The organism is Neoroseomonas marina (assembly GCF_012927745.1).
In the GTDB taxonomy this organism is placed as follows: Bacteria; Pseudomonadota; Alphaproteobacteria; order Acetobacterales; family Acetobacteraceae; genus Neoroseomonas; species Neoroseomonas marina.
In genome coordinates this window covers 246,068-271,944 of the sequence record NZ_JABBKX010000006.1, presented here as the reverse complement: position 1 = coordinate 271,944, position 25,877 = coordinate 246,068, and the positions used below count along the sequence as shown (strand labels likewise).

27 protein-coding genes, 1 tRNA gene and 1 pseudogene are annotated in these 25,877 nt (G+C 69.7%); 12 read left to right on the top strand and 17 right to left on the bottom strand.

From position 1 onward, the window contains the following. Positions 1-528: 528 nt before the first annotated feature. Positions 529-726 (top strand): annotated as a pseudogene (locus tag GWK16_RS25900) (IS66 family transposase); the annotation flags it as partial. A gap of 9 nt (positions 727-735) precedes the next feature. On the opposite strand, the gene GWK16_RS17985 reads toward GWK16_RS25900, so the two are convergent. From GWK16_RS17985 to GWK16_RS17950, 9 genes are all read right to left on the bottom strand, one after another. After that, complete coding sequence (locus tag GWK16_RS17985; RefSeq protein ID WP_170055349.1) at positions 736-1,716, bottom strand: Bug family tripartite tricarboxylate transporter substrate binding protein; 981 nt, start codon at positions 1,714-1,716, stop codon at positions 736-738. A 185-nt stretch (positions 1,717-1,901) separates the two neighbouring features. Next, positions 1,902-2,921, bottom strand: a complete 1,020-nt coding sequence (locus tag GWK16_RS17980) for a hypothetical protein (RefSeq protein WP_170055348.1) — start codon at positions 2,919-2,921, stop codon at positions 1,902-1,904. Between the two features lie 66 nt (positions 2,922-2,987). Continuing rightward, a complete protein-coding gene (locus GWK16_RS25785; protein WP_338144505.1) occupies positions 2,988-3,182 on the bottom strand; it encodes a helix-turn-helix transcriptional regulator in 195 nt (64 codons plus the stop codon). Positions 3,183-3,359: 177 nt separating this feature from the next. Continuing rightward, on the bottom strand, positions 3,360-3,551 hold the full coding sequence (locus tag GWK16_RS25780) for a helix-turn-helix domain-containing protein (RefSeq protein WP_170055347.1): 192 nt from the start codon (positions 3,549-3,551) through the stop codon (positions 3,360-3,362). A gap of 148 nt (positions 3,552-3,699) precedes the next feature. Beyond that, positions 3,700-4,893 (bottom strand): tyrosine-type recombinase/integrase, encoded by a 1,194-nt coding sequence (locus GWK16_RS17970; RefSeq protein ID WP_170055346.1) that lies wholly within the window; start codon positions 4,891-4,893, stop codon positions 3,700-3,702. A gap of 193 nt (positions 4,894-5,086) precedes the next feature. Beyond that, positions 5,087-5,177, bottom strand: a tRNA-Ser gene (locus GWK16_RS17965). A 62-nt stretch (positions 5,178-5,239) separates the two neighbouring features. Continuing rightward, entirely contained in the window at positions 5,240-6,232 is a 993-nt protein-coding gene (locus tag GWK16_RS17960) for a tripartite tricarboxylate transporter substrate-binding protein (RefSeq protein ID WP_170055345.1), read from the bottom strand. Positions 6,233-6,382: 150 nt separating this feature from the next. Further along, positions 6,383-8,188, bottom strand: a complete 1,806-nt coding sequence (gene lepA / locus GWK16_RS17955) for a translation elongation factor 4 (RefSeq protein WP_170055344.1) — start codon at positions 8,186-8,188, stop codon at positions 6,383-6,385. Between the two features lie 97 nt (positions 8,189-8,285). After that, on the bottom strand, positions 8,286-9,272 hold the full coding sequence (locus GWK16_RS17950) for a Bug family tripartite tricarboxylate transporter substrate binding protein (RefSeq protein ID WP_170055343.1): 987 nt from the start codon (positions 9,270-9,272) through the stop codon (positions 8,286-8,288). Between the two features lie 140 nt (positions 9,273-9,412). On the opposite strand from GWK16_RS17950, the gene GWK16_RS17945 reads away from it, so the two are divergent. Beyond that, entirely contained in the window at positions 9,413-9,802 is a 390-nt protein-coding gene (locus GWK16_RS17945; protein ID WP_170055342.1) for a RidA family protein, read from the top strand. Here GWK16_RS17945 and GWK16_RS17940 read toward each other — a convergent pair. From GWK16_RS17940 to rpmI, 5 genes are all read right to left on the bottom strand, one after another. Then, complete coding sequence (locus tag GWK16_RS17940) at positions 9,781-10,962, bottom strand: MFS transporter (protein WP_170055341.1); 1,182 nt, start codon at positions 10,960-10,962, stop codon at positions 9,781-9,783. The two genes, GWK16_RS17945 and GWK16_RS17940, sit on opposite strands and share 22 nt — an antisense overlap. Further along, the gene (pheT, locus tag GWK16_RS17935; protein WP_170055340.1) at positions 10,962-13,457 is read right to left on the bottom strand and encodes a phenylalanine--tRNA ligase subunit beta; all 2,496 of its coding nucleotides are present in this window, start codon (positions 13,455-13,457) and stop codon (positions 10,962-10,964) included. The genes GWK16_RS17940 and pheT overlap by 1 nt, the downstream gene beginning before the upstream one ends. A 170-nt stretch (positions 13,458-13,627) precedes the next feature. Next, a complete protein-coding gene (gene pheS / locus GWK16_RS17930; protein ID WP_168040553.1) occupies positions 13,628-14,707 on the bottom strand; it encodes a phenylalanine--tRNA ligase subunit alpha in 1,080 nt (359 codons plus the stop codon). A 256-nt stretch (positions 14,708-14,963) separates the two neighbouring features. Then, the gene (gene rplT, locus GWK16_RS17925; protein ID WP_168040551.1) at positions 14,964-15,320 is read right to left on the bottom strand and encodes a 50S ribosomal protein L20; all 357 of its coding nucleotides are present in this window, start codon (positions 15,318-15,320) and stop codon (positions 14,964-14,966) included. Positions 15,321-15,335: 15 nt separating this feature from the next. Then, positions 15,336-15,542: a 50S ribosomal protein L35 gene (rpmI, locus tag GWK16_RS17920; protein ID WP_168040549.1), complete on the bottom strand. Its 207-nt coding sequence runs from the start codon at positions 15,540-15,542 to the stop codon at positions 15,336-15,338. Between the two features lie 224 nt (positions 15,543-15,766). On the opposite strand from rpmI, the gene GWK16_RS17915 reads away from it, so the two are divergent. The 10 genes from GWK16_RS17915 (at position 15,767) to GWK16_RS25615 (ending at position 23,658) form a co-directional block, all read left to right on the top strand. Further along, positions 15,767-16,360, top strand: a complete 594-nt coding sequence (locus tag GWK16_RS17915; protein WP_248291450.1) for a protein phosphatase CheZ — start codon at positions 15,767-15,769, stop codon at positions 16,358-16,360. 55 nt (positions 16,361-16,415) lie between these two features. Then, entirely contained in the window at positions 16,416-17,246 is an 831-nt protein-coding gene (dapF, locus tag GWK16_RS17910; RefSeq protein WP_170055339.1) for a diaminopimelate epimerase, read from the top strand. Further along, positions 17,243-18,487, top strand: a complete 1,245-nt coding sequence (gene mtaB, locus GWK16_RS17905; protein ID WP_170055338.1) for a tRNA (N(6)-L-threonylcarbamoyladenosine(37)-C(2))-methylthiotransferase MtaB — start codon at positions 17,243-17,245, stop codon at positions 18,485-18,487. Before dapF ends, mtaB begins: the two co-directional genes overlap by 4 nt. A 272-nt stretch (positions 18,488-18,759) precedes the next feature. After that, positions 18,760-19,647 carry a signal recognition particle-docking protein FtsY gene (ftsY, locus tag GWK16_RS17900; RefSeq protein ID WP_338144506.1) on the top strand — a complete coding sequence of 296 codons (888 nt, stop codon included), beginning with the start codon at positions 18,760-18,762 and terminating at the stop codon, positions 19,645-19,647. A 29-nt stretch (positions 19,648-19,676) separates the two neighbouring features. Further along, complete coding sequence (locus tag GWK16_RS17895; RefSeq protein ID WP_170055336.1) at positions 19,677-20,249, top strand: peroxidase-related enzyme; 573 nt, start codon at positions 19,677-19,679, stop codon at positions 20,247-20,249. Between the two features lies 1 nt (position 20,250). Next, positions 20,251-21,048, top strand: coding sequence for a creatininase family protein (locus GWK16_RS17890; protein ID WP_170055335.1), 798 nt, complete (start codon positions 20,251-20,253; stop codon positions 21,046-21,048). Then, entirely contained in the window at positions 21,045-21,644 is a 600-nt protein-coding gene (locus GWK16_RS17885) for a hypothetical protein (protein ID WP_170055334.1), read from the top strand. The genes GWK16_RS17890 and GWK16_RS17885 overlap by 4 nt, the downstream gene beginning before the upstream one ends. Positions 21,645-21,985: 341 nt before the next feature. Then, the gene (gene fdhD / locus GWK16_RS17880; RefSeq protein ID WP_170055333.1) at positions 21,986-22,879 is read left to right on the top strand and encodes a formate dehydrogenase accessory sulfurtransferase FdhD; all 894 of its coding nucleotides are present in this window, start codon (positions 21,986-21,988) and stop codon (positions 22,877-22,879) included. Then, on the top strand, positions 22,869-23,501 hold the full coding sequence (gene mobA, locus GWK16_RS17875) for a molybdenum cofactor guanylyltransferase MobA (RefSeq protein ID WP_170055332.1): 633 nt from the start codon (positions 22,869-22,871) through the stop codon (positions 23,499-23,501). Before fdhD ends, mobA begins: the two co-directional genes overlap by 11 nt. Positions 23,502-23,532: 31 nt before the next feature. Beyond that, a complete protein-coding gene (locus tag GWK16_RS25615; protein WP_277613645.1) occupies positions 23,533-23,658 on the top strand; it encodes a hypothetical protein in 126 nt (41 codons plus the stop codon). Between the two features lie 7 nt (positions 23,659-23,665). Here the strand turns inward: GWK16_RS25615 and GWK16_RS17870 are convergent, their stop codons facing one another. Genes GWK16_RS17870 through mobB form a run of 3 tightly spaced genes read right to left on the bottom strand, consistent with a single transcriptional unit; the run spans position 23,666 to position 25,807 of the window. Then, positions 23,666-24,025 carry a DUF3592 domain-containing protein gene (locus GWK16_RS17870; RefSeq protein WP_170055331.1) on the bottom strand — a complete coding sequence of 120 codons (360 nt, stop codon included), beginning with the start codon at positions 24,023-24,025 and terminating at the stop codon, positions 23,666-23,668. Continuing rightward, on the bottom strand, positions 24,026-25,276 hold the full coding sequence (locus GWK16_RS17865; RefSeq protein ID WP_170055330.1) for a molybdopterin molybdotransferase MoeA: 1,251 nt from the start codon (positions 25,274-25,276) through the stop codon (positions 24,026-24,028). Beyond that, on the bottom strand, positions 25,277-25,807 hold the full coding sequence (mobB, locus tag GWK16_RS17860) for a molybdopterin-guanine dinucleotide biosynthesis protein B (RefSeq protein WP_338144504.1): 531 nt from the start codon (positions 25,805-25,807) through the stop codon (positions 25,277-25,279). Positions 25,808-25,877 lie beyond the last annotated feature (70 nt).

Genomic DNA, 25,877 nt, shown 5'->3' with positions numbered 1-25,877 from the left:
TCCGGGGCTCCGGCTTGGTCGTTGAAGGTGTGGCAACCACAGCCTCCAACCTCAGCCCCGGAGGGACAACCTCCATAGCAGCGACATCTAGCCGGCCTTCTCGTTGCCCGGTTCCTCACGATCGTCGTGGCCTACCGACGACTGATACCAGTCGCACTACGGAATGATACTAGTTCCCGTGGTGGGTGGCTCACGAAGGGAGATTCCGTCCTCGGCCGTGGGAGGCAATCGCCCGGCGGCGCTGGTCTGCGGCCCTTTGGAAGGCGAAATCGCGCGGCGCTCAATCGGACTCATTCATCGGACCGGCCGAAACTTGTCCGGGCCAGCAAAGATCTTTGTGGAAGAACTGCGGCCACCATCTGTATTGCCGCACCAGGCGCCAGCGTCTCTCGCACGATCCGTAGCTTGTCATCGTCCCGCCGCGGCCGCCGACGTTCGGCGTGCACACGTACCGCCACCGCAGCACCCACCTCCGGGCGGTACGGCAGTTTCTCGCACCGAGCGCGCCTGCGTAGACTCCGCTTCGCCATGCGCGACGCGGGAGACGAAGGCACCGCACTGGCGTTCTGCTGGTCGCACACCTGCCGGCAGCTCATCGCATTGGCGAAGGGCAGGACAGCGCCGATCGCGCAGGAGACGCTGCAGAGGATCGCTACCCTTTACCCGATTGAGGCGGAGGTTCGCGGCAGGCGAGCCGACATGCGCCGCGCCGCCTGGGGTGTACATCGCCGCCGGCTATGCATCCTCCGCCTTGATGCCGGCAGCGGAGATCACCTCGGCGAAGCGCGCCTCCGTGGTGTCCAGCGAAGCGCCGAACTCCGATGGCGTCGTTGCGGTGATGACGAAGCCAAGGTCCGTCAGCCTGCGCGTCACTGCCTCCGTGCGTAGCGCAGCGCGCCAGGCCTGAGCCCAGGCCTCGACGATCGGCTCGGGCGTCGCCTCGGGCACCAACACGCCCTGGGTGCTGGGCGCGTCGAAGCCAGGCAGCAGGCTCTCCGCGATGGTCGGCACATCCTGCATGGCCGCGTCACGCTGCAACGTGGAGACGGCGAGCGGGATCAGGCGGCCCTGGCGAACATGTTCGGTTACCGCCGGCAGAGTAATGATCATGGCATCGATTTGCCCCGCCAGCAGATCCACCGTCGCCGGCCCGCCGCCACGATAAGGAACGTGCGTGACACGCATGTCGCCGAGGCCGCGGTTCACCATCTCGCTGATCAGGTGGGCAATGCCGCCATAGCCGGGCACGCCGAGCGTCACGCCATTGCTGCTGCGCGCCCGAGCCAGGTAGTCCTGCACGCTGCGGATGCCGCTGCGCGGATGCGTCACCAGCAGCTGCGCCGCGATGATCGTCATCGTCACCGGCCTCAGGCGCGACCGCAGCCGACCCTGCGTCGGCCCGTAGAGGATGTCGGAGATGATGATGCCGTCACCGGAGGCGACCAGCAGCGTCTGCCCGTCCGGGGCCGCGCGGCCCACGAGCGCCGAGGCGATGCGCCCCGCCGCGCCGCCGCTGTTCTCCATCACGGCGGGCTGGCCCATGCGCTCGGCCAGCACGGGGGCGGCTGCGCGGGCATGGATGTCGAGGGTGCCGCCTGCCGCAGCGCCGATGACGCAGCGCACGGGTTGCGCAGGGCGCCAGCCCTGCGCCAGGGCGGGGCGCGCCAGCAGCCCGCCCGCGGCAAGCAACGCGGCGCGGCGATGAAGGGCAGTCATGCCGTCACCAGCACGCTGAAGCGGGCATCGCCGTCACGCCGAATCTGCTCGGGCAGGTCGAGCTCCCACTGGATGTAGCGGCGCTTCTCAGCGTCCTGTTCCTCCAGCGGGTATTGCGAGGGGGCGTACCTGTCCTTCGTTGTCGGTGTAGACGTGCGTCATCATGGAGACGTGCTGTGGAGGCATTAGAGCGGCCTCCCAGCGAAAGCCGGTGCGACACCACCGGACGCCAGATCAACGGCTCCGGTGAGGCTCAGAACTACACCAACACAGTGCGGGTCCTGTGCCTTGGCCTGCGCAATAGCTGCCTGCACCGCTGCATCGGTTTCCGCGTCCGTGTATTCGAGGTTGTGCCAGTTCCTATCGACACCCACCCGGCAGGGGATGCGGATGAAGGAATGCCATTGCGCGGGTTGTCCGTTCTTCCCGTTACCCGGACACCCGGCAGGACAGGTGGTGCCGGAACCATAAGCCCCAACTACTTCCTGCACGCCACCCACCGGAAATGCGCGCCATCCTTCCAGCATGTCCGAGATGCGGAAGGCCAGTTCGCCGCTGCAATCGTGCCAAACCTGCCCGGTCGCCGCGCTGTAGTTCTCGATCTCCATTGAGCGGGTGTGGCGGCTAAAGCGCACAACCCTGCGGCGGATGGAGGTCTGCGCGCGAAGCGTGACGCCAGCCGTTGCGGAAGGCGTGGTAGCCGTCGCGAGCGGTGCGGGGGAGGTGGGCGCCGGAATCGTCGTGGGGGCTTCTACGGCCTTCCTGTGGCGATCCGAGACTTCCTGTTCGATGCGGTCGTGCATCCGCTCCGATGTGCGGATGCGATCCGCTGCACGTACTCCCGCGCGATGTGCGGACACCGCAACCTCCGCGTCGGTCTCAGGCCACATGGTGTAGCGTTCCACCAGTCGCTTCTCGATCAGTTCACCCGCCTGTTGCGCGCGACGTTCCAGCAAGACCGCAACCTCGGCGTCGTGCTTCGACATGCCATCGGCCATCAGGGCGGCGATAACCTCCGCGTCGATGTCCGCGCGGGTCGGTGGAACGGTAATCAGTTCCTCGGTCTCGGGGTGCAGCATCACCCGGCGGGTCGTCTCGCCTTCGATCCGGGACAGTTCGCCGGACCGCTGTTGGTAGTGCGTAGTCCGCTCAATCAAGCGGTTGGCAATGGACGTGCGGTGGTCCGCATCGTTATTATGGTTCATCATAAATACAGTCGGTTGGAGTTAAATGAAGCGCGGCCCGGTGGTAACTGGCCGCGTTTCCTCTTTTCAGGCGTCCGGTGTGGACCGGATGGATTGTACCCACGCATCGAGGTCAGTGCGGGAATACAGATGCGTCCTCGCACCTACCCTCATAAAGGGCGGTCCACCGCCATTGATGCGGACCCTTTCGAGGGTCCTCGGCGGAAGGTTGAGGTATTTCTCGGCCTGTGCCCGTGTGAGTAGCGATTCGGTATCTGTCATGTTTGCCTCGGAACTACCCGAGGCATGATTGCATCGGGAACATTCCTATTTATTCCGGCAATTCTGGTTGGTTCGGGGTAGAATGCACCAAAATGAGGAAATTCATCCCATTTCTGGCACACGAAACGACCTGATTTTGACTATCTGCGTCCGTTGGGGTTGGGATACGGGCGGTCGTCAGAGTTTCCCGGTGATGTTGGCGGGCGGGCATCCGTTCAGGAAGTCACGGATACTGTCCACCTTATACAAGGTGCGGGCGCCGACCTTCTTGGTTTCGATCTTATTTGCCTGAGCCAGACGATAGATGGTCGAACGAGAAAGAGAAGTAAGGCGCTTCACCTCCGGAAGCGTAACGGCAATCGGTTCCACAAAAAAAATGTTCCAAATCTTCGGCGGTCCGGGGTTGGTATGCTGTGGACCGCTGAGGGACGTTATACGGAACCGGGGTAGTGCCGCGTCAAATTGATAAACGTTTCGGATGCGGATTTGTCCGATGCCTGACAACCCGGATGCCGGGTCAGGCTCCTAGGTATTTCTCCCAGTCCTCGTGCAGACGCCGCCGCTTGGTCAGCAGGTCTCCGCGCTGATACGCCGCGCGCGTCGCACCGCCCGGCAACACATGGTCAAGCACGGCCTCCGCAACCTCGGCCATGTGGTCCGTTTCTTCTGCTGCCCAGTCCCGGATTGTGCTGCGAAACCCATGCACCGTCAGGGCGGACCTACCCATCCTCTTGAGTACCGCCGTCATGGCGCCGTTGCTGATGTGCCCAGCCTTGCCTTGACCGGGAAAAACCCAATCGCCTTGGTCCTGCCTTCGCAGCGGCTTCATGGCTTCAAGCACGCGCAGCATCGCCGGGGTGAGCGGCACCGTGTGCGCTTCCTTCGCCTTCATGTCCTCGGCGGGACAGTTCCAGACCGTGGCCGTCAGATCGAAGTCAGCCCACTTCGCTGCCATGATCGCCCCCGTGCGTTGGCCAGTGAGGATGGTAAGTTCCAGCGCGCGAGCCCCCGCACCTTCACGCTGGCGCAGGTCAGCGACGAATGCCGGTGCGTCCGCGTGGGGCAGGCTGGCGTGATGCGCCGGTGTGTGCACGGCACCGATCTTCGGCAACAGGACTGACAGGCGGCCTTTCCATCGAGCAGGGTTGGGTTTGTCGTCAGCCCAACCGTCCATCATCGCGGCGTAGTCCAAGATGGTTTCGATGCGCTCGCGGATGTGCTTCGCGGTCGGCGCCATCGTGGACCAGATGGGTTCCAGAACTGCGTGCACGTCTGCGGTGGTGATTTCGCAACAGTGCTTGTCGAGTAACGATGCCGCGTGGCGCGAAAGGCTGTTGCGCCACGTATCGGGGGCCTTGGGGTCCGTCCATGACGGCGTACGCGCCTTGATGGTCGCTTCCATGGCGGCGCGGAACGTCATGCCCCTCGTCACGTCCACAGGAAGCGCGCGCGCCTTCCGTTCGTCGATGGGGTCCCTGCCTTCCCGGATCAACGCACGGGCTGCGTCGCGTGCCTCACGGGCTTGGGCGAGGCTTACAGCAGGGTAAGAGCCGAGACCGAACTCTCGCGTCTTCCGGGTGACGGGCGACGTGTAGCGCATGATCCAAGAACGCTGAGTCGGTCCGCCGACTTGGAACCACAGCCCATCCCCATCGCCAATCACGCATGGCGTGGTGGTCGCCGCCACCTGCTTGGCCGTCAGTTTACCCATTGGCGCCTGCCTTCCGTCTGGTGGTGGCAGATTCGTCCATCCAGCCAATTCGGTCAATCGAACCCTTGACCATACCCACGATGGAGACGCGGGTAAGGCAGGGATGACCGGGGACGGTCAGACACTAGATTTGCGTATTTTCAACGGATTACGGCCACGCTTGGGACGTAAAAAAACCCCGGAAACGGGGGTCTGGCGGACAGGGAGGGATTCGAACCCTCGATACGCTTTTGACGTATACGCACTTTCCAGGCGCGCGCCTTCGACCGCTCGGCCACCTGTCCGGAGGGGGCGGAACATAGTCAGGGCGCGTCCGCAGGGCAACCCGCGGCCGCGCCCTTTTTCGTCAATCGGCGAACTGGCCGGCGGCCTGGATCAGCGGCCGCCATTTGGCGATATCGGCCTGCCAGAACTGGCGATGGATTTCGGGCGTCGCGCGCGCCGCAGCGACCGGGGCGGTGCCCAGATCCGCGAAGCGCCGGGCAATGCCCTCGTCCTGCAGCGCCTTCACCAGCGCCTGGTTCAGCCGCGCCACGATCGGCGCCGGCGTGCCCTTGGGCGCGTAGAGCCCGTGCCACACGCTGACCTCGAAACCCGGCAGCCCGCCCTGGGCCGAGGTCGGCAGATCGGGCAGCGCGGCCACGCGCTGCTCGGTCGTCACGGCGAAGGCGCGCACGGTGCCGGCGCGGATCTGCTCGGTCGTGTTGGTCGTCTGGTCGCACATGATGTCGACCGTGCCAGCCACCAGGTCGTTCATCGCCGGACCCGTGCCGCGATAGGGCACCGTCGTCATGCGCGTGTCGACCGCCTTCATGAGCAGCAGCCCGCAGAGGTGGCTGGCCGCGCCGATACCGGCATTCGCGTAGTTCAGGTTCTCGCCGCGCTGACGGATCAGTGCGACCAGCTCGGCGAGGCTGTTCGCCTCGATGTTGCGCCGGGCGATGAGGGTCATCGGCACTTCGGTGACGAGGCCGAGCGTCTCGAACCCGTTCACCGGATCATAGGCGAGGCGACGATAGAGCGTCGGAATCGTCGCCATGCCGATGTGATGCAGCAGGATCGAATACCCGTCCGGACGGGCGCCCGCGACGCGCTGCGCGCCGAGCGTACCGCCCGCGCCGCCGACATTCTCGACCACCACGGGCTGGCCCAGATCCGTGCTCATCGCCTGCGCGATCAGCCGCCCCACCGTGTCGGTCGGGCCGCCGGCGGCGAAAGGGATCACCATGGTGATGGGACGGTTCGGATACGCCCCCTGGGCCACCGCCGGCGCGGCGAGCCCCGAAGTTGCGATGGCGGAAAGGCCGGCGACGATGTCGCGGCGCTTGAACTGCGGCATGAGGCGTTCTCCCGGTCGTGGCGAATACGTCTGCGCCAATGCGTTCCTGAGGCGCACATCAAGTTCGAAGGACCGGAAGTCAAGGCCGAAACGTCCGCGGCACCGATGAATGCCGCCGGACGGTTGTATGCCTCCGCGCGATGACGCGTATCAGGCGTCCATCTTGAGTGCGGCGATGAACGCAGATTGCGGGATCTCGACCTTGCCGAACTGCCGCATGCGCTTCTTGCCCTCCTTCTGCTTCTCGAGGAGCTTGCGCTTGCGGCTGATGTCGCCGCCGTAGCACTTGGCGGTGACGTCCTTGGACAGGGCGGAGATGGTCTCGCGCGCGATGACGCGCCCGCCGATCGCCGCCTGGATCGGGATCTTGAAGAGCTGCCGGGGGATCAACTCCTTCAGCTTCTCGCAGATCTGCCGGCCGCGCCGCTCGGCCTGGCTGCGATGCGCCATGAAGGACAGCGCATCCACCGGCTCGTTGTTCACCAGGATCGAGATCTTTACGAGGTCGCCTTCGGAATACCCGTCCATCTGGTAATCGAAGGAGGCGTAGCCGCGGCTGACCGACTTCAGCCGGTCGTAGAAGTCGAAGACCACCTCGTTCAGCGGCAGGCGATAGACCAGCATGGCGCGGGCGCCGACATAGGTCAGTTCCACCTGCTGCCCGCGCCGTTCGTTGCACAGCGCCAGCACCGGGCCGAGGTAGTCGTCCGGCAGCATGATGGTCGCCTTGATCCACGGCTCCTCGATGTGGTCGAGCACGCTGCCGTCCGGCATGTCGGCCGGGTTGTGCAGCTCGAACATCTCGCCGTTGGTCTGGTGCACCTTGTAGACGACGGACGGCGCCGTCGCGATCAGGTCGAGGTCGAACTCGCGCGACAGGCGTTCCTGGATGATCTCGAGATGCAGCAGGCCGAGGAAGCCGCAACGGAAGCCGAAGCCGAGCGCGGCGGACGTCTCCGTCTCGTAGTGGAAGGAGGCGTCGTTGAGCCGCAGCTTCGCAAGCGACTCCCGCAGCTTCTCGAAGTCGTCCGCATCCACCGGATAGAGGCCGCACCACACCACGGGAATGGAGGGCTTGAAGCCCGCCAGCGGCTCGGCCGCCGGATTGCGGTCGTCGGTGATGGTGTCGCCCACGTTGGTGTCGGCGACCGTCTTGATGGCGGCGGTGACGTAGCCCATCTCGCCCGGCCCGAGGCTGTCCGTGGGCACGAGCTTCGGCTTGAACACGCCGACCTGCTCGATGGTGTGCACCGCGCCCGAGGACATCATGCGGATGCGCTGGCCCTTCTTCAGGAAGCCGTCCTTCACCCGCACCAGGATCACCACGCCGAGATAGGCGTCGTACCAGCTGTCGACCAGCAGCGCCTTGGTGGTGGCGGACGCATCGCCGCTCGGCGGCGGCAGGCGCGTCACGATCGCCTCGAGCACGCCTTCGATGTTCAGCCCGGTCTTGGCGCTGATCATCACGGCGTCGGAGGCATCGAGGCCGATCACGTCCTCGATCTGCTGCTTCACGCGGTCGGGCTCGGCGGCGGGCAGGTCGATCTTGTTCAGCACGGGCACGATCTCGTGCCCCGCATCGATCGCCTGGTAGACGTTGGCGAGCGTCTGCGCCTCGACGCCCTGGGAGGCATCGACCACCAGCAGCGATCCCTCGCAGGCCGCAAGGCTGCGCGAGACCTCGTAGGCGAAGTCGACGTGGCCCGGCGTGTCCATCAGGTTCAGGACGTAGGTCTTGCCGTCCTGCGCCGGATAGGTCAGGCGCACGGTCTGCGCCTTGATGGTGATGCCGCGCTCGCGCTCGATCTCCATGTTGTCGAGCACCTGCTCCTTCATCTCTCGCGCGGACAGGGCCCCCGTCGCCTGGATGAGGCGATCGGCGAGCGTGGACTTCCCGTGGTCGATATGGGCGATGATCGAGAAGTTGCGGATGAGGTCGAGCGGCGTATCGGTCATGGGAATCCGTGAGGGCCGGGCAATGGGGGGCCCAGGCGGTCTGTTCATCGGGGAGATAAGGCAGGCGGCCCCCAAGTGAAAGCACTTCCGGGCCGGCCTATTCGATCCGGGCGCCGCTGATCTCGACCATTTCACGCCAGCGGGGGCGTTCGGCCTGGATGCGGGCCCGAACCGCCGCCGGTTCGAGCGGCGGCATGGCCAGCAGGCCATGGGTCCGCAACCTGTCCTCGAGCCCCGGGTACGCGCCCGCGCCCCGCACCAGCGCCACCAGGCGCGCCTGGGCCTCGGCAGGCATGCCCGGCGGGCCGGTGACGATGTTCCACGATTGCAGGTCGACATCGACGATGCCGAGGTCCGGGAAGTCGCCCATGCCCGGCACCTCCGGCAGGAAGGGCAGGCGTTCGCGCGACCCCACGGCGAGGGCCCGCAGCCGTCCCGTCTGCACATGCGGCATCAGCGCCGGCATGAAGTCGAAGCACATGTCGATACTACCGGCGAGCAGATCGTTCAGCGCCGGCGCCCCGCCGCGGTAGGGCACCACGGTCATGTCGGCGCCGCTGCGCTTCGCGATGGTCGCGACCAGGAGGTGCGACGCGCCGCCGCTGCTCGCCGCCCCGTTCGTCAGGCCGTTTCCGGGGCGCTTCGCCCAATCCACCATGGCGCGGAAATCCGTCCAGCCGCGTTCGCGGGCACGGTGCTCGGTGACGGCGCACAGGACGGTGCTGGTCACCATGCTCGTGACCGCCGTCAGGTCCCGGTCCACGTCCAGCGGCATGCGCGCCATCATCATCGGCAGGGTCGTGAACAGCGCGATGCTGAACAGGCCGACCGTTGTGCCATCGGGTGCGGACTTCGACACGGCATCCATGGCGATCAGGCCATTGGCGCCCGAACGGTTGTCCACCACCACGGCCTGGCCCGCCGTCGCCTGCATCGCTTCGGCGTAGAGCCGGGCGATGGTGTCGGACTGGCCCCCCGGCGGGTTCGGGACGATCAGGCGGATCGGGCGGGCGCCTTGCGCGCGCGACAGGCGCGGCGCGGCCAGCAGCGACGGGGTGGCAAGGACGAGGCGACGAGGCAGCATGAGTGCACTTCCCGGGGTTGTCCGGCCGCGACCGTAGCAAACCGCGCACCAGCCGCCCTGGCGCCCGTCCCGGCATTGCCTATTCTGCCCGCGGCACGGCCCTTGCCGGGACGGCGCCCCATCCTTGCAAGGGTTCTCAAATGCCGAAGCGTGCCGTCTCGTCCCCCCGCGTCTTCAAGACCACCCGCCCCTTCGCCCAGGCGACCATCGCGGGCGGCTTCATGTTCGTCTGCTTCACCGGCCGCGATCCCGAGGGAAAGTTCGCCATCGGCGACGTGCGCGCGCAGACCCAACAGGCGATCGACAACATCCGCATGCTGATCGAGGAAGCCGGCGGGTCGCTCAAGGACGTGGTGAAGTGCACGGTCTACGTGACGGACCGCGCCAATTGGGAACCGATGAACGAGGTCTATTTCGCGAACTTCGCCGTGGACCCGCCCCATCGCGTCTCCTGCATCGTCTCCGGCCTCGGATCGCCCGACTGCCTGGTCGAGATCGACGCGACCGCCTATCTGGGCGAGGACGCCTGATCGAGCATCGGCGCCAGCCGCCACATGGCGATGGCGCCGAGCAGCGGCCCGACGGCCAGCAGCGCGAAGGCCGCCGCCGGCGTCAGCAGCGCCATCAGATACGGCAGCACGCCGATCACCACCGCGGTCAGCAGGAACCCCGCCGAGGTCTGCACCGTCAGCATCGTCCCGACATAGTCCGGCGGCGACAGGCTCACGACGCAGGCCGAGAACTGCGCCGAATCCGCCACCACCGTGAAGCCCCAGAGGAAGGCGATGCCGAGTGCGAGCGCCGGCCAGGCCGATGCCGTGCCGATCACCAGAGCACAGGCGCCCGAGACCACCATGCACAGCGCCGCCACGCGCGCCCGGTTCCACCGGTCCGCCGCCAGCCCGGCCAGCACGCAGCCCGCCGCACCCGTGGCGACGATGCCGAATACCCAGCCGCCCACCTGCGGCCGCCCGAGCAGCCCAGCCAGGAACACCCCGATCCAGGCCCACATGGCGTAGAGTTCCCACATGTGGCCGAGATAGCCGAGGTTCGCGAGCCGCAGCCCCGGGTTCCGCCAGGCCTCGAGCATCTGTGCCGGCCGGAAGGGCGGCCGCGCGCCGAGCAGCGGCCCGGGCCGGAAGCCCAGCACCAGCGACGCCCCCGCCGCCGCCAGCACCCCTGCCCCGCCATAGGCCGCCCGCCAGTCGAGCGAGCCCAGCAGCGTCGGCAGCAGATGCGGCAGCGCCGAGCCGAGCGTCAGCGCCCCCACCACGATGCCGATCAGCAGGCCGAGGTCCCCCTTGGCCCAGGACGCCGCGAGCTTCATCCCCACCGGATAGACGCCCGCCATCGTCGCGCCGGCGACGAAGCGCAGGACAACCGCGGCCGTGCCGGACGGCGCCACCAGCGTCTGCGCCAGCGTCGCCGCCGCGGCGACCAGCGCACAGGCCAGGTAGAGCCGCCGCGGATCGAGACGGTCCGCCAGCGACAGCACCGCGCTGACCAGCGTTCCCACGACGAAGCCGAGTTGCACCGCCGCCGTCAGCAGCGCCGCGCGACCCGGCGTGACGAGCCCCGAGGCGATCAGCCCCGGCACCGCCGCCGTGCCCGCGAACCACACCGCGAGCACCAGCACGATGGAAGCGGACAGCAGCGCCAGGTTCCGGCCCTTGCTGTCCGCCCCCGGCATCACGCGCGGAGCACCGCGCCCGTGGCCTTGGCGACCGCGGCGACGACCCGGTCGGCCACGGCCTCGATCTGCGCGTCGGTGAGCGTCGCCTCGCGCGGCTGCAGCGTGACCTGGATGGCGAGGCTCTTCGAGCCCTCCGGCACGCCCTTGCCGCGATAGACGTCGAACAGCGCGACATCGGTGATCAGCGCCTTGTCGGCGCCGCGCGCGGCGCGCAGCAGGGCCTCGGCGGTCACCTTGTCCTCGACGATGAAGGCGAAGTCGCGCCTCAGCGGCTGGAAGGCCGGCAGGTCCGGCGCGCCCTTCTTGCGGCGCTTGGGCTCGGCGACGGCGTCGAGGAAGACCTCGAAGGCCACCGCCGGACCGGGGAGGTCCAGCGCCTCGAGCACCTTGGGGTGGATCTCCCCGAAGGTGGCGAGAACCGTCTTCGGCCCCTGCCGCACCACGCCGGAGCGACCCGGATGGTAGAAGCCCGGCGCATCGGCCGTGACCTGGACTGCTGCCATCGGCACGCCGAGCGCGGCGAGCACCGCCAGCGCATCGCCCTTCGCATCCATGGCATCGACGCCGCGCGAGGCCTCCGCCCAGTGCCGCGGCGTCGCGCCGTGCCGCACGCCCGCGGCGACCGCCGCCTGCCCGTCCGGCGTGATGTCGCGATAGGCCGCGCCGAGTTCGGCCAGCGCCACATCGGCGAAGCCGCGCGCCGCGTTGCGCGACGCCGCCAGCAGCAGGGAGGCCACCGGCGTCGGGCGCATCTGGTCGAGGTCCGCCGCGATCGGGTTCACCAGGCGCAGCGCATCGGGCGTGGCGCCGAACAGGGCCGCGGTCTTCGCCTCCATGAAGGCGAAGGTCACGCTTTCCTGCATGCCGCGCGCGGCGAGCACGCGCCGCGCCAGCGCCGCCCGCGCCTGCTTCGGGGTGAAGGCCGCCGGCGGGATGACGCCGCTCGTCGGCAGCGAGACCGTCGGCACGGCATCGAGGCCGCCGAGGCGCAGCACTTCCTCGACCAGGTCGCATTCCGGCTCGATCGCCGCGCAGCCTTCCGCGGCCTTCGCCGCGCGGGCAGGGTCCAGCCCCGCGAACTGGGCCAGCGCCCCGCCGCCGGCCCGATAGGCCGAGAGGTCGGAGGCGACGTCGTTGCGCCAGGACGGCACCGCGACGGTCACGCTCGCCGCATCTCGCGCCTGCATCGTGAAGCCGAGGCGCTCGAGCCGCGCGACGGACTCATCCGCCGGCAGGTCGAGACCGCCATAGGACGCTACGCGCTCGAAGCGCAGCGTGGCGGAGCGCTTCCAGGCTGGTTCGGCGCCGGCTTCGGAGATCTCGCTCGCCTCGCCGCCGCAAAGGTCGATGATCATGCGCGTCGCCGCTTCCAGCGCATCCGGCAGGAAGGCGGGATCGAGGCCGCGCTCGAAGCGCGCGCGCGCATCGGTGCGCACGTCGTGGCGGCGGCCCGACAGCGCGATCCGCACCGGGTCGAACAGCGCGCATTCGATGAAGCATTCGGTCGTCGTCTCGTCGCAGCCCGAATGCTCGCCGCCGATGACGCCGCCCAGGGCTTCCGGCCCGGCCTCGTCGGCGATGACGCCGTCCTCGGCCGTCAGCGCGTAGTCCTTGCCGTTCAGCGCGGTCAGCGTCTCGCCGTCCCGCGCCATGCGCATGGTGAGGTTCGTGCCCTTCACCTTCGCCACGTCGAAGACGTGCAGCGGGCGGCCGAGGTCGAAGGTGAAGAAGTTGGTGATGTCCACCAGCGCGCTGATCGGCCGCAGCCCGATCGCCACCAGGCGATCCTGCAGCCACTTCGGCGAAGGCCCGTTCTTCACGCCCCGCACCGCGCGGCCGAGCACCCAGAGGCAGGCGCGCGGATCCTCGATCTTCCAGTTCAGCGGTGCCTTGTAAGCCGCGGCAGCCTTCGGCGCCGACCAGGGCTTCAGCGTGCCGAGGCCCGCCGCGGCCAGGTCCCGCGCCACGCCGCGCACCGACAGCGCGTCGCCGCGGTTCGGGGTGATGCTGATCTCGATGATCGGATCATCCAGCCCCGCCCACGTCACGTAGGACGCGCCGAGCGGCGCATCCGCCGGCAGGTCCACGATGCCGGTGTGGTCGTCGCCGAGGCCCATCTCGCGCATCGACAGCATCATCGCCTCGGACTTCACGCCGCGGATCTCGCCCGCCTTCAGCGTGATACCGGTGCCGGGGACGAATTCGCCCGGCAGCGCGGCGACACCCATCATCCCCGTGCGCGCATTGGGCGCGCCGCAGACGACGGACAGTTCGCGCCCGTCGCCGATATCGACGCGCAGGTGGCGCAGCCGGTCGGCATTGGGGTGCTGCACCGCCTCGATGACGCGGGCGATGCGGAAGGAGGCGAGGGCCGCGCCGCGATCCTCGATGCCTTCGACCTCGAGGCCGATGGCGTTCAGCGTGCGGGCGATGTCGTCGACGGACGCATCCGTCTCGAGGTGGTCGCGCAGCCAAGAGAGGGTGAACTTCATCGGGTCAGTCCTGCGTCAGAGCCTCGGAGGGGCCTTGCCCCTCCGAACCACCCCGCCAAAGGCCGAAAGGCCTTTGGAAACCGATACCTTGGCGGGTGGCGCGGTGATGGGTCCCGAGGGCCTTTCGGCCCTCGGCAGAGGAGCGCGAGGGGGCGGCGCCCCCTCGCAGGTCACACCCCTTCATGCAGCGTCGCCGGCGCCAGCGGATCCGCGCCGTAATGGCGCAGCCAGCGGATATCAGCCTCGTAGAAGGGCCGCAGGTCCGGGATGCCGTGCTTCAGCATGGTGATGCGCTCGATGCCCATGCCGAAGGCGAAGCCCTGCCACTCGCGCGGATCGATGCCGCAATTGGCCAGCACCTTCGGATGCACCATCCCCGAGCCCAGGATCTCCAGCCAGTCGCCACCCTTGCCGAGTTCGCCCGTCTTGCGCGACCAGCCGATGTCCACCTCCATCGAGGGCTCGGTGAACGGGAAGTAGGACGACCGGAAGCGCACCGGCAGGTCGGCGATGCCGAAGAAGGCGCGCAGGAAGTCGATCAGGCAGCCCTTGAGGTGGCCGAGGGTGATGCCGCGGTCGATCACCAGACCCTCGACCTGGTGGAACATCGGCGAATGCGTCGCGTCGTGGTCGGCGCGGTAGGTGCGGCCCGGCACGATCACGCGGATCGGCGGTTCCTGGGACAGCATGGTGCGGATCTGCACAGGCGACGTGTGCGTCCGCAGCACCGGCCGCTTCCCATCCACTTCCGGCAGGTAGAAGGTGTCGTGGTCCTGCCGCGCCGGATGGTGGTCGGGAATGTTGAGCGCGCCGAAATTGTACCAGTCGCCCTCGATGTCCGGCCCCTCGGCGACCTTGAAGCCCATGGCGCCGAACAGCGCCGTGAGTTCCTCCATCGTCCGCGCGATCGGGTGGATGCCGCCATCGGCGGCGGTGCCGGGGGCCGAGGCGCGCGGCGGCAGCGTGACGTCGATGCGCTCGGCCGCAAGGCGCGCATCGAGTGCCGCGGCATCGAGCACCACGCGGCGCGCCTCGATCGCCGCCTCGATCGCACCCTTCAGGCGGTTCAGCGCGGCGCCGCGCTCCTTGCGCTGCTCGGCGGGCACGGCGCCCAGCCCCTTGAGCAGGCCCGTGAGGCTGCCGGACTTGCCGAGCACCCCCACGCGCACCGCATCCAGCGCGCGGAGATCCGCGGCGGCGGCAAGGGCGGTTTCGGTCTCGGCCTGCAGGGAAGCGAGGTCGTCGGTCATTGGCACCATGTCCGGAAAGCACGAAGGGCCGCGCCCCGGTCACCCGGGATGCGGCCCTCTGCTAAACGCTGAGGAGGCCCGGGGGAACCCCCGGGGGTAGCGAGGCAGGCCTGAGACCCGGCTTCGCCGAACCTGCGGCTCGCCTATCGGCGGGCCGAGGCCGCGAACGCGGCCCGCGGCTAGAGCCGCGAAGCCAAGGCGGCCGGATGGCCGCCGCCCGGCGTCTGAGGCGCGCGCCCGAAGGGCGCGCGCACCATCAGGCCAGCTTCGCCTTCGCCTGCTCGACCAGCGCCGCGAAGGCCGCCGGTTCGTCAAAGGCGAGCGCCGCCATCACCTTGCGGTCCATCTCGATCCCCGCGGCCTTGATGCCGGCGATGAAGCGGGAATAGGTCAGCCCATGCTCACGGACCGCGGCGTTGATGCGCTGGATCCAGAGGCCACGGAACTCCCGCTTCTTGTTGCGGCGGTCGCGATAGGCGTACTGCAGCGCCTTCTCGACGCGCTCGAGCGCGGGGCGGTAGGCGGTCGAGGACCGGCCGACATAGCCCTCGGCGAGCTTGAGAACCTTCTTGTGACGGGCGTGCTTGGTGACGCCGCGCTTTACACGAGCCATGGTGCGTCCCCTTCCTTACCGGTCCAGCCCGTAGGGCAGCCACTGCTTCACGGTATCGCCGTCCTGCTTGTCCAGGACGTACATGCCGCGATTCTGGCGCTTCATCTTGTTGGTCTTGGCCGTCAGCATGTGGCGCTTGTTGCCGGCGCCGGCCTTGACCTTGCCCGTGGCGGTCAGTCGGAAGCGCTTCTTCACGCTCGACTTCGTCTTCATCTTGGACATTTGGCCCTCCTATTCGGGGTCGGCGCGCCCGGGACCATCACACCATGCGACGGGGACGCGTGTTCCCGGCCGGGCATGTCCATGGGGCCACGACGCGGGAGGCGGGCGTATAGCGGGGGGCGGGGGCCGGGGCAAGGGGCGCGGGCCCGCGGCATGGAAACCGGGCCTTCACCCCCGCAGGGCGATGATGGCGCCGCTCTCCCGCCGGCACCGAAGGCCTGCCCTTGCCCCACGACCTCGCCCTGCCCGCCGATGCGCTCGACCAGGCCCTCGCGCCCCATTTCGCGGCCCTGCGGGGCTTCGTCGACCGCCGGATCGCCGAACTCAGCGCCGAGATCGCCTCCTCCGTGCAGCTCATGGGCATGGGGGAGGAAGCGATCACCGCCCGCATCGCCGAGGTCCATGCCCAGATCGCCCGGCTGATCGCCATCCCCGCGACCGGGGCGCGCAATTCCGGGATCGAGCTGGAAGCCGTGGTCCAGGCGACCGAGGCCGCCGCCGACACCATCCTCGAAGCGGCGGAGGCCATCCAGGCCTGGCTCGACCACGGCGCGCGGGAGCCGGAGGCGATCGCCGCCCTGACCGAACGGGTGAACGCCATCTTCCAGGCCTGTTCCTTCCAGGATCTGACGGGCCAGCGCATCCGCCGCGCCATCCGCCAGCTCCAGCAGGTCGAGACGATGCTCGAGGGCCTGGTCCCCGGCGCGGTCGCGCCGGCCGCCGCGCAGGTCGAGGTCCGCGGTGCCGCGCCGACCGTCGCCGATCCGGAAGCCCCCGACCTGGCCCAGGCGGAGATCGACCGGCTGATGGGCGGCTGACCCGCAGCATCCGCGGGTTCCGGCGGGGCCGCCGCCGCTCTATATGCGGATCAGGATGATCCCGTTCCGCAAGATGCACGGCCTGGGCAACGACTTCGTCGTGCTGGATGCGCGCGCCGGCGCGCTGCCGGTGACGCCCGCCCGCGCGGCCGCCATCGCGGACCGGCATTTCGGCATCGGCTGCGACCAGTTCATCGTCATGGAACCGCCGCCCGCGGGCGCCGACGTCTTCATGCGCATCCGCAACCCCGACGGGTCCGAGGCCGGGGCCTGCGGCAACGCCACGCGCTGCATCGCCGCCCTGGTGGCCGAGGAGCGCGGCGCCGACAGGGTGGTCGTCCGGACGATTGCCGGCGACCTGCCGGTGGAGCGCCTGCCCGGCGGACTCTGGCGCGCCGACATGGGGCCCGCGCGCCTGCGTTGGGACGACGTGCCGCTCGCCTACAAGGCCGACACGCTCCACCTGCCCCTCGCGTTCGGGCCCGTGTCCGACCCTGCGGCGTGCTCCATGGGCAATCCCCACGCGACCTTCTTCGTCGACGACCTCGACGCCATCCCGGTGACCGAGATCGGCCCGCGGCTCGAGCACGACCCGATCTTCCCCGACCGCGCCAATATCGGCTTCGCCCAGGTGCTGGCGCCGGACCGGATGCGACTGGTGATCTGGGAACGCGGCGCGGGGCTGACGCTGGCCTGCGGGTCAGGCGCCTGCGCGGCGATCGTCAATGCGGCGCGCCGCGGCCTGACCGGCCGGCGCGCCACCGTCACCATGCCGGGCGGCGACCTCGTCATGGAATGGCGCGAGAGCGATGGCCACGTGCTGATGACCGGCCCGGTGGCCACCGCCTTCACCGGCACGCTGGACCTGGGCGCCTACGGATCATGACCGTCGAGGTCCTGACCTTCGGCTGCCGCCTCAACACCTATGAATCCGAGGCGATGCGCGACCTGGCCACCAAGGCCGGGCACGACAGCGCCATCGTGGTCAACACCTGCGCCGTCACTGCCGAGGCCGAGCGCCAGGCGCGCCAGGCCATCCGCCGCGCGCATCGCGACAATCCCGGCGCGCGCATCATCGTCACCGGCTGCGCCGCCCAGATCGCGCCCGAGAAGTGGTCCGCGATCCCCGGCGTCGAGCGCGTCATCGGCAATGCCGACAAGTTGAAGCCCGAGACCTGGGCGGGGCTCGACGCGCCGCCGGCGCCCGTCACCGACATCATGGCGGCGACTGAGACGGCGGCGCATCTGGTCACCGAATTCGCCGGCCGCGCGCGGGCCTTCGTGCAGGTCCAGCAGGGCTGCGACCACCGCTGCACCTTCTGCGTCATCCCCTTCGGCCGCGGGCCGTCCCGATCGGTGCCGATCGGCGCCGTGGTCGAGCAGGTGCGCGCGCTGGTCCAGGCCGGCTACCGGGAGGTCGTGCTGACCGGCGTCGACATCACCTCCTACGGCCCGGACCTGCCGGGCCGGCCGAGCCTGGGGCAGATGGTCCGGCGGCTGCTGGCGCTGGTGCCGGAACTGCCGCGTCTGCGGCTGTCGTCCCTTGATCCGGTCGAGGTGGACGAGGACCTCTGGCGCCTGATCGCCGAGGAACCGCGGCTGATGCCGCATCTGCACCTGTCGCTGCAGCACGGCGCCGACCTGATCCTGAAGCGCATGAAGCGGCGCCATCTGCGCGCCGATGCCATCGCGCTGGCCGACCGCGCCCGCCGCCTGCGCCCCGACATGGTCTTCGGCGCCGACCTCATCGCCGGCTTCCCGACCGAGACCGAGGACCACTTCGCCGACACCCTCGCCTTGGTCGAGGAGTGCGGCCTGAGCTTCCTGCACGTCTTCCCCTATTCCGAACGTCCTGACACGCCCGCCGCGCGCATGCCGCAGTTGCCGGTGCCACTGCGCAAGGAACGCGCCGCCCGGCTGCGCGAGGCCGGCGCCAAGGCCGCCGCGCGCCTGTTCGCCGCGCGGATCGGGCGGGAGGAAACCGTGCTTTTCGAACATGCCGATCGCGGCCACACCGAGCAGTTCGCGCCGCTCCGTCTCGCCAGCGGCGCCGCGACGCCGGGCGAGATCCGCCGCCTGCGCGTGACCGCCGCGACCGGCGATGCCCTGCTGGCGGAGGCCGCCTGATGCTGAAGAACCTGTTCAGCCGCTTCCGGGGCGCGGAGCCCGAGGAACAGCCCCGGCCGCCCGAACTGCCGATCCCCGGCCCGCCCGAGGCGCCGCCCACGGGCCCCGAGACGCCCGAGCCCGGCCCGGCCGAGACCCCGCCCTCGGTCCCCGAACCCACGCCCGAGCCCATCCCGGTCGAAATCCCACCACCCACCGCGCTTGCCGCCGATCCGCCCGCCGAGGATCCGGCACCCGCCAAGGGCGGCTGGTTCTCCCGCCTCAAGGCCGGCCTGGCGCGCTCCACGGCGAAACTCACGGACAGCGTCACCGGCCTCTTCACGAAGCGGAAGCTGGATGATGCGGCGCTCGAGGAGCTCGAGGAGACGCTGATCGCCGCCGACCTCGGCGTCGCGGCCTCGCGCCGCATCGTCGAGGGCTTCCGCCGCACCCGCTTCGGCAAGGAAGTCAGCGACGAGGAGGTGAAGGCGACGCTCGCCGAGGAGATCGCCGCCATCCTGGCGCCGGTCGCGCAGCCCATGACGCTGGACACCGCCCGCGCGCCGCATGTCGTGCTGGTCGTCGGCGTGAACGGCACCGGCAAGACGACGACCATCGCGAAGCTCGGCAAGCAGTACCGCGACCAGGGGCTGAAGGCCGGCTTCGTCGCCGGCGACACCTTCCGCGCCGCCGCCGTCGAGCAGTTGCAGGTCTGGGCCGATCGCACCGGCGCGCGCTTCTTCCCGCCCGCCAAGCCGGGCGCCGACGCCGCGGGCCTCGCCTTCGACGCGCTCACCACGGCGAAGCAGGAAGGCCTCGACGTGCTGCTGGTCGACACCGCCGGCCGGCTGCACAACAAATCCGCCCTGATGGAGGAACTGCGGAAGGTGATCCGCGTCATCCGCCGCGTGGACGAGACGGCGCCGCATTCCGTGCTGCTCGTGCTCGATGCCACCACCGGCCAGAACGCCGTCCAGCAGGTCAAGGTGTTCAAGGAGATGGTGGACGTGACCGGCCTCGCGGTGACGAAGCTCGACGGCTCTGCCAAGGGCGGCATCGTCGTCGCCCTGGCCCAGGATTTCGGCCTTCCCGTGCATGTGGTGGGAGTCGGCGAAAAGGCCGAGGATCTCAGGCCGTTCGAGGCGCGCGACTTCGCCCGCGGCCTGCTGGGGCTGGACTGACACCCGCCCGTGGCGCCATCGTCCGCGCCATGAAGAACAAGCCAGCCGCACGCACCCCGATCCCCGACATCAACACCCTGCCCGAGGACATCCGCACGCGGATCCTCACGGTGCAGGAGAAGTCGGGCTTCATCCCGAACGTCTTCCTGATGCTCGCGCATCGCCCGGAAGAGTTCCGCGCCTTCATGGCCTACCACGACACGCTGATGGACAAGTCGGAAGGCCTAACCAAGGCGGAACGCGAGATGATCGTCGTCGCAGTGTCGTCGCGGAACCAGTGCCAGTACTGCGTGGTGGCGCATGGCGCGATCCTGCGCATCCGCGCCAAGAACCCGCTGATCGCCGACCAGGTCGCGGCGAACTGGCGCAAGGCCGACATCACCGACAAGCAGAAGGCGATGCTGGAATTCGCGCTGAAGGTCACCGACCGCGCCAACGAGGTGAACGACGACGACCACAAGGCGCTGCACAAGGCCGGCTTCGACGACGAGGCGATCTGGGACATCGCGGCGATCGCCGCCTTCTTCGGCATGTCCAACCGGCTCGCGAACGTGACCAGCCTGCGGCCGAACGACGAATTCTATGCGATGGGGCGCGGCTGAGATGACCGAAGTGCGTTGGGAACGACTGACCGCCCCGGAACTGCGCGCCCTCGCTGCACGCGACGCCGTCGTGGTCGTGCCGGTCGCGAGCCTCGAGCAGCATGGCCCGCACCTGCCGGTCTGGACCGATTCCTTCATTGGCCATTCCGTCAGCGTCCGCGCGGCGGAACTCTGCGCCGACCTGCCCGCGGTGGTGACGCCGCCGATGTGGCTCGGCCTGTCCGAGCACCACTTCCCCTTCGGCGGCACGATCAGCCTCGACTACGCGACCTTCGCCGGCGTGCTCCGCTGCATCGTGCGCTCGCTGCTGGCGGACGGCTTCTCGAAGGTGATGTTGTTCAACAGCCATGGCGGCAACATCGATCCGCTGGCCGTCTCCGCGCGCGAGCTCGCGCATGAATTCGGCATCCCCGTGCTGACGACGACCATCACCAAGGTCGCGCCGGCGGCGATCTCGGCGGCGCTGACGGCGCAAAAGGCGATCCACCACGCCTGCGAGGGCGAGACGTCGATCTGGCTGCACCTCGACCCGTCGCAGGTGCGGCATGAGGAGATCGCGAACTCCGTCTCGCCGGGCAACTTCGATGCCGGGCAGCAGGTCTCCTCGCGCTTCTGGTCCTTCAGCGAACGCGCGCCGGTGACGGGCGTGCGCGGCGATGCCCGCGCGGCCACCGCCGAGAAGGGCAAGGCGATCTTCGAGGCCATGGCCGAGGGCCTCGCGAAGGAACTGCGCGACACCGCGAACTGGTCCCCGCCCGACGACGTCTGGCGGCGGGGCCGGGCGCAGGGCCCACGGTGATCCCACCCTGGTTTGGACAATGGGAGAGTGCCGACAGGATCGCGCAGATCCTGTCCGGCGCGCTGAAGGCCGCCGATGACCCGTTGTGGCACCGCTCCGGTGCCGGCAGCGCGGCCGAATACGAGACCTGGGCGGACCATCTCTGCGGCGTCGCCTGCCTGCGGATGGCGGTGGCCGCGCGTGGCCTGACGCCGCCGCGCGCCTTCGACCTGGCGCGGGACCTGACGGTGCGCGGCGGCTATGTGGTCCAGCCGGACGGCTTCACCCGCGGCCTGGTCTACGCGCCTGCCGTCGCCTGGCTGCGCGAGGTCCCACGCCTGCCCGCCGAGGTGCGCGTCGACGTGCCGGCCGAGGAGATCGCCTCCCTTGTCGCGGATGGCGGGCTGTTCATGGCCTCGGTCCATCCCTGGGTGCGGCGGGGCGATGTGGAACCGCCCTCCCGCGGCGGCCACCTGGTGCTTGTCTTCGGCACCGCGGACGGCGCGCTGCGCTTCCACAATCCCTCGGGCGACACCCCTCCCTCGCAGGCCGATGCGCGCCTGTCGGTCGCGGCCTTCGCGCGGCACTACGCCGGGCGCGGGATCTACCTGCCCTAGACACGGCGGCGGCACGCCCCGGCCGGGGCCAGCGCCCATCCGCCAGCCGCGGCGACCACGGCCTCCACGCATGGATCAGGTGCGGCCAGACCTCGAACCGCAGCGGCACATCCGCCGCCCCGGGCCGCCGCGCCCAACTGTACCGGCCATCGCCAGATCCACTCAGGGCGAGGCCAGCCAGGCGCGGCGCAGCCCGGCAGCCGGCCCCGGGCGCTGTAGACCCGGGCCATGGGCATTCCTTCCGCCGTCATTCCGGCATCGGTCGCATCGCCCGCCAGCCACACGGCAGCCGGCCGGGGCGCTCGCTTGCGTCGCGGCCGTTTCCCGCCCATCTCCGGGGCATGTCCGACCTGCTGCGCGTCCAGCCCGACCCGTCCGACCCGCGCCTGACGCGCCGCGTCACCGGCATCGACCACGCCGGCAAGCCGGTCGAGACCAGCGTCACCGTCGAACGTCCGCTCACGCTCTACCTGAACGGGCAGGAGATCGTGACGATGATGACGATCCTCGACCGGCCCGAGGACCTCGCCATCGGCTACCTGCTCAACCAGGGCATGCTGCGGCACGATGCGGTGGTGACGGGCGTCGACTACGACGACGACCTCGGCGTCGTGGTGGTGCGCACGCCCGAGCGGACCGACTTCGAGCAGAAGCTGCGCAAGAAGACGCTGACCTCCGGCTGCGCCCAGGGCACCGCCTTCGGCGACCTGATGGAAGGCTTCGCGCAGGTGCAACTGCCGCAGGCGGAACTGCGGACGTCGTGGCTCTATCGCCTGCTGCACCGGATCAACACGCTGCCGACTTTGTATCTGGAAGCCGGCGCGATCCATGGCTGCGCCCTGTGCCGGCAGGACCAGCCGGTCGTCTACATGGAGGATGTCGGCCGCCACAACGCGGTGGACAAGATCGCCGGCTGGATGTTCCGCAACGACGAGACCGGCGGGGACAAGATCTTCTATACCACCGGCCGCCTCACCTCGGAGATGGTCATCAAGACGGTGCGCATGGGCATCCCGATCCTGGTCTCGCGCTCGGGCTTCACCGCCTGGGGCGTGGACCTCGCACGCGAAGCCGGGCTGACCCTGATCGGCCGCTGCAAGGGCAAGCGCTTCGTCGCGCTCGCCGGACAGGACCGCATCGTCTTCGACGCCGACCTCTCCTATGTCGAGGAGGAGAGTGCCAAGCACTGGCGCAAGAACAGCGCCGAGGCGATGGCGGCCGGCGATGAGGGCTGACACGCTCGGCGTCATCCTCGCGGGCGGCCTGGCGCGACGGATGGGCGGCGGCGACAAGCCGCTGCGGGTGCTCGGCGGGAAACCGATGCTCGACCACGCGCTCGGCCGGCTCGCGCCGCAGGTCGCGGGCGTGATCGTGAACGCGAATGGCGACCCGGCGCGCTTCGCAGGCTACGGCCTGCCGGTCGTGCCGGACGGGCTGCCGGACCATCCCGGTCCGCTGGCGGGCATCCTCGCCGCGCTCGACTGGGCGGCGGAGCACCGGCCTGACCTGCCCTGGGTCGTCTCGGTGCCCGGCGATTCCCCCTTCATCCCGGCGGATCTCGTGGCCCGGCTTCATGCGGCGCGGGACGAGACCGGCCAGCCGCTGGCCTGCGCGCGGTCGGGCGGCCAAACGCACCCACCGGTCGGCCTGTGGCCCGTCGCGCTGCGGTCCGACCTGCGCGCCGCGCTGACCGGGGGCGAGCGCAAGATCGACCGCTGGACGGCGCGGCACGGCTGCGCCCACGTCGACTGGCCCGACCGGCCCGTCGATCCCTTCTTCAACGCCAATGCGCCCGAGGACCTCGCAGCCGCCGAGGCGCTGCTGCCGCTGTTGCAAGCAGGCCCTGCCGCCCCATAGAACAGGTCTGAACGCTTGAGGGAGCGCAGTCATGAAGGCCATCATTTCCGGCATCGTCATCGCGGTCGTCATCGCCGTCGGCGCGGCCTATGTGCTGGACACCAAGGTCCAGGAGACGGTGCAGGTCGCCTTCACCACGGGTGGCGCGCGCATCTGACGCGCACCTACCGGACCAGGGTCGCGAGCCCCAGACCGACGAGCCCCAGCCCGACCAGCGCGCCGAGCCCCGGCCGGCCGACGATCTCGACGTCCCGTGACGGCGCGCGCGGGTCGTAGAGGATCGTCACCGGCCCGGGCCCATCCCGCCGCGCCACGTCGCGCAGGCTGTTCGTCGGCACGCTGACCGGGGCGCCGTCCGGCAGGACGAAGTCGAACCGCCAGGCCGGCCCCGCGGAGGTCGGCTGGTACAGCACCGTCGCTCGTGCGCGTCGCCACCGCATCCGCCGCCACAGGCTGCGGATGTCCTGTCGCAGCAGCACCAGGCCCAACAGGCACAACAGCAATCCCGAGGTGGTCGACGGCACTCAGAGAATGCCGGCGAAGGGCAGCACCGTGAGGCGGTCGCCCGGCGCGACCGCCGTCACGGCCTCGGGCAACTCGGCGAAGCCGTCGGACTCCGTCAGGGAGGACAGCAGCCCCGCCCCCTCGCGCGGGAATTTCCGCGCCATGGTCTGCCCGTCCTGCGTTGCGAGGGTGACACGCACGTATTCGCGGCGCCCGGCCTTCTTGCGATAGGCGAAATCCGCCACGGCGCCGACGCGCGGCAGCGGCCGGTCGGCAGCGCCCGCGAGGCGCATCAACAAGGGCCGCGCCAGGTGCAGGAAGCACACCACCGCCGCCACCGGATTGCCCGGCAGCCCGACCACCGGCGTGCCCGCCACCACGCCCATCGCCGCCGGCCGGCCCGGCTTCACCGCGAGCCGCCAGAACACCAGCCGCCCCTGCGTCTCGATCGCCGCGCGGACATGGTCCTCCTCGCCGGTCGAGACCCCTCCGCTCGTCAACAGGAGGTCATGATGGTCGGCGGCGGCGGCCAGCGCCTTGGCGGTGTGTTCGCGGTCGTCCGGCAGGATGCCGAGGTCCACCGCCTCGCAGGGCAGGCCCCCGAGGAGCGCCAGAAGCGTGAAGCGATTGCTGTCATAGGTCCGCGCCGGGCCGAGCGGCGCACCGGGTTCCATGAGCTCGTCCCCGGTGGAAAAAACGCCGATCCGCGGCCGCCGCCGGACCGCGAGCGTCCGCTGGCCGAGGGCTGCGGCGAGGCCGATCTCCGCCGGGCCGAGCAGGCGGCCGGCGGTCAGCGCCACGGCCCCCTGGGCGACGTCCTCGCCGGCGGGCCGGGCATTGGCGCCGCGCTTCAGGCCGTCGGGCACCAGGATCGACCGGCCGCTGTGGCGCACATCCTCCTGCATGACGCAGGTGTCGGTCCCATAGGGCATGGGTGCGCCGGTGAAGACCCGCACGGCCTGGCCCTGCTCGACCGGGCGCGCCGGCACATGGCCGGCGGCGACGCGCCCCACTTCGTCGAGGCGCGTCTCCGCGCCGTAGGCCAGGTCGTCATGGCGGAAGGCCCAGCCATCCACCGCAGCATTGAAGAAGGGCGGCAATGGGATCGGGGCGACCAGGTCGTACGCGAGAACGCGGCCGCGCGCGGCGGCGAGCGGCACCTGCTCGGCGGCCACGGCCGGCGGGACGCGCTCGGCGATCAGGGCCTGCGCCTCCTCCACCGACATCAGCGCGCCACCGAAGGCGAAGCAGTCGTCGCTGAGCTGCGCCATTCAGGCCTCCTGCCGCACGGCCCAGGCGATGTCCGTGACCGGCACCGCATGGGCGAGCACCAGGGCGGCGATCGCCGCGACATCGTCGAGATGCGCGCGCGGCAGGTCGTAGGGCGGCGCGACGTCCGAGGCGACCGCGACGATCCCGGGCATGTCGGGCCGCATCCAGGGCTTGTCGTTCGCGGCGCGGTGCACCTCGATCTTGGGGTGCAGGTCGCGCTTGAAGCCTTCCACGATCACCAGGTCGACCGGGTCCATACGCGCGAGCAGCTCGCACAGCGTCGGCTCCCGCGCGGTGCGGAGTTCCGTCATCAGCGCCCAGCGCGCGCCCGAGGCGACCATCACCTGCTGCGCGCCGGCGCGGCGGTGCTCATACGAATCCTTGCCCGGCGTATCGACGTCGAAGCGGTGATGCGCGTGCTTGAGGGTGGAGACGGCGAGCCCGCCCCCGATCAGCGCCGGCAGCAGCTTCACCATCAGCGTGGTCTTGCCTGCCCCGCTCCAGCCGGCGAGGCCGATGATCCGCGTCACTTGCGCATCCCCCGAAAATGCGACGGGCGCACGGCCTGAACCGTGCGCCCGCCTGTCATGCGACCCGAAG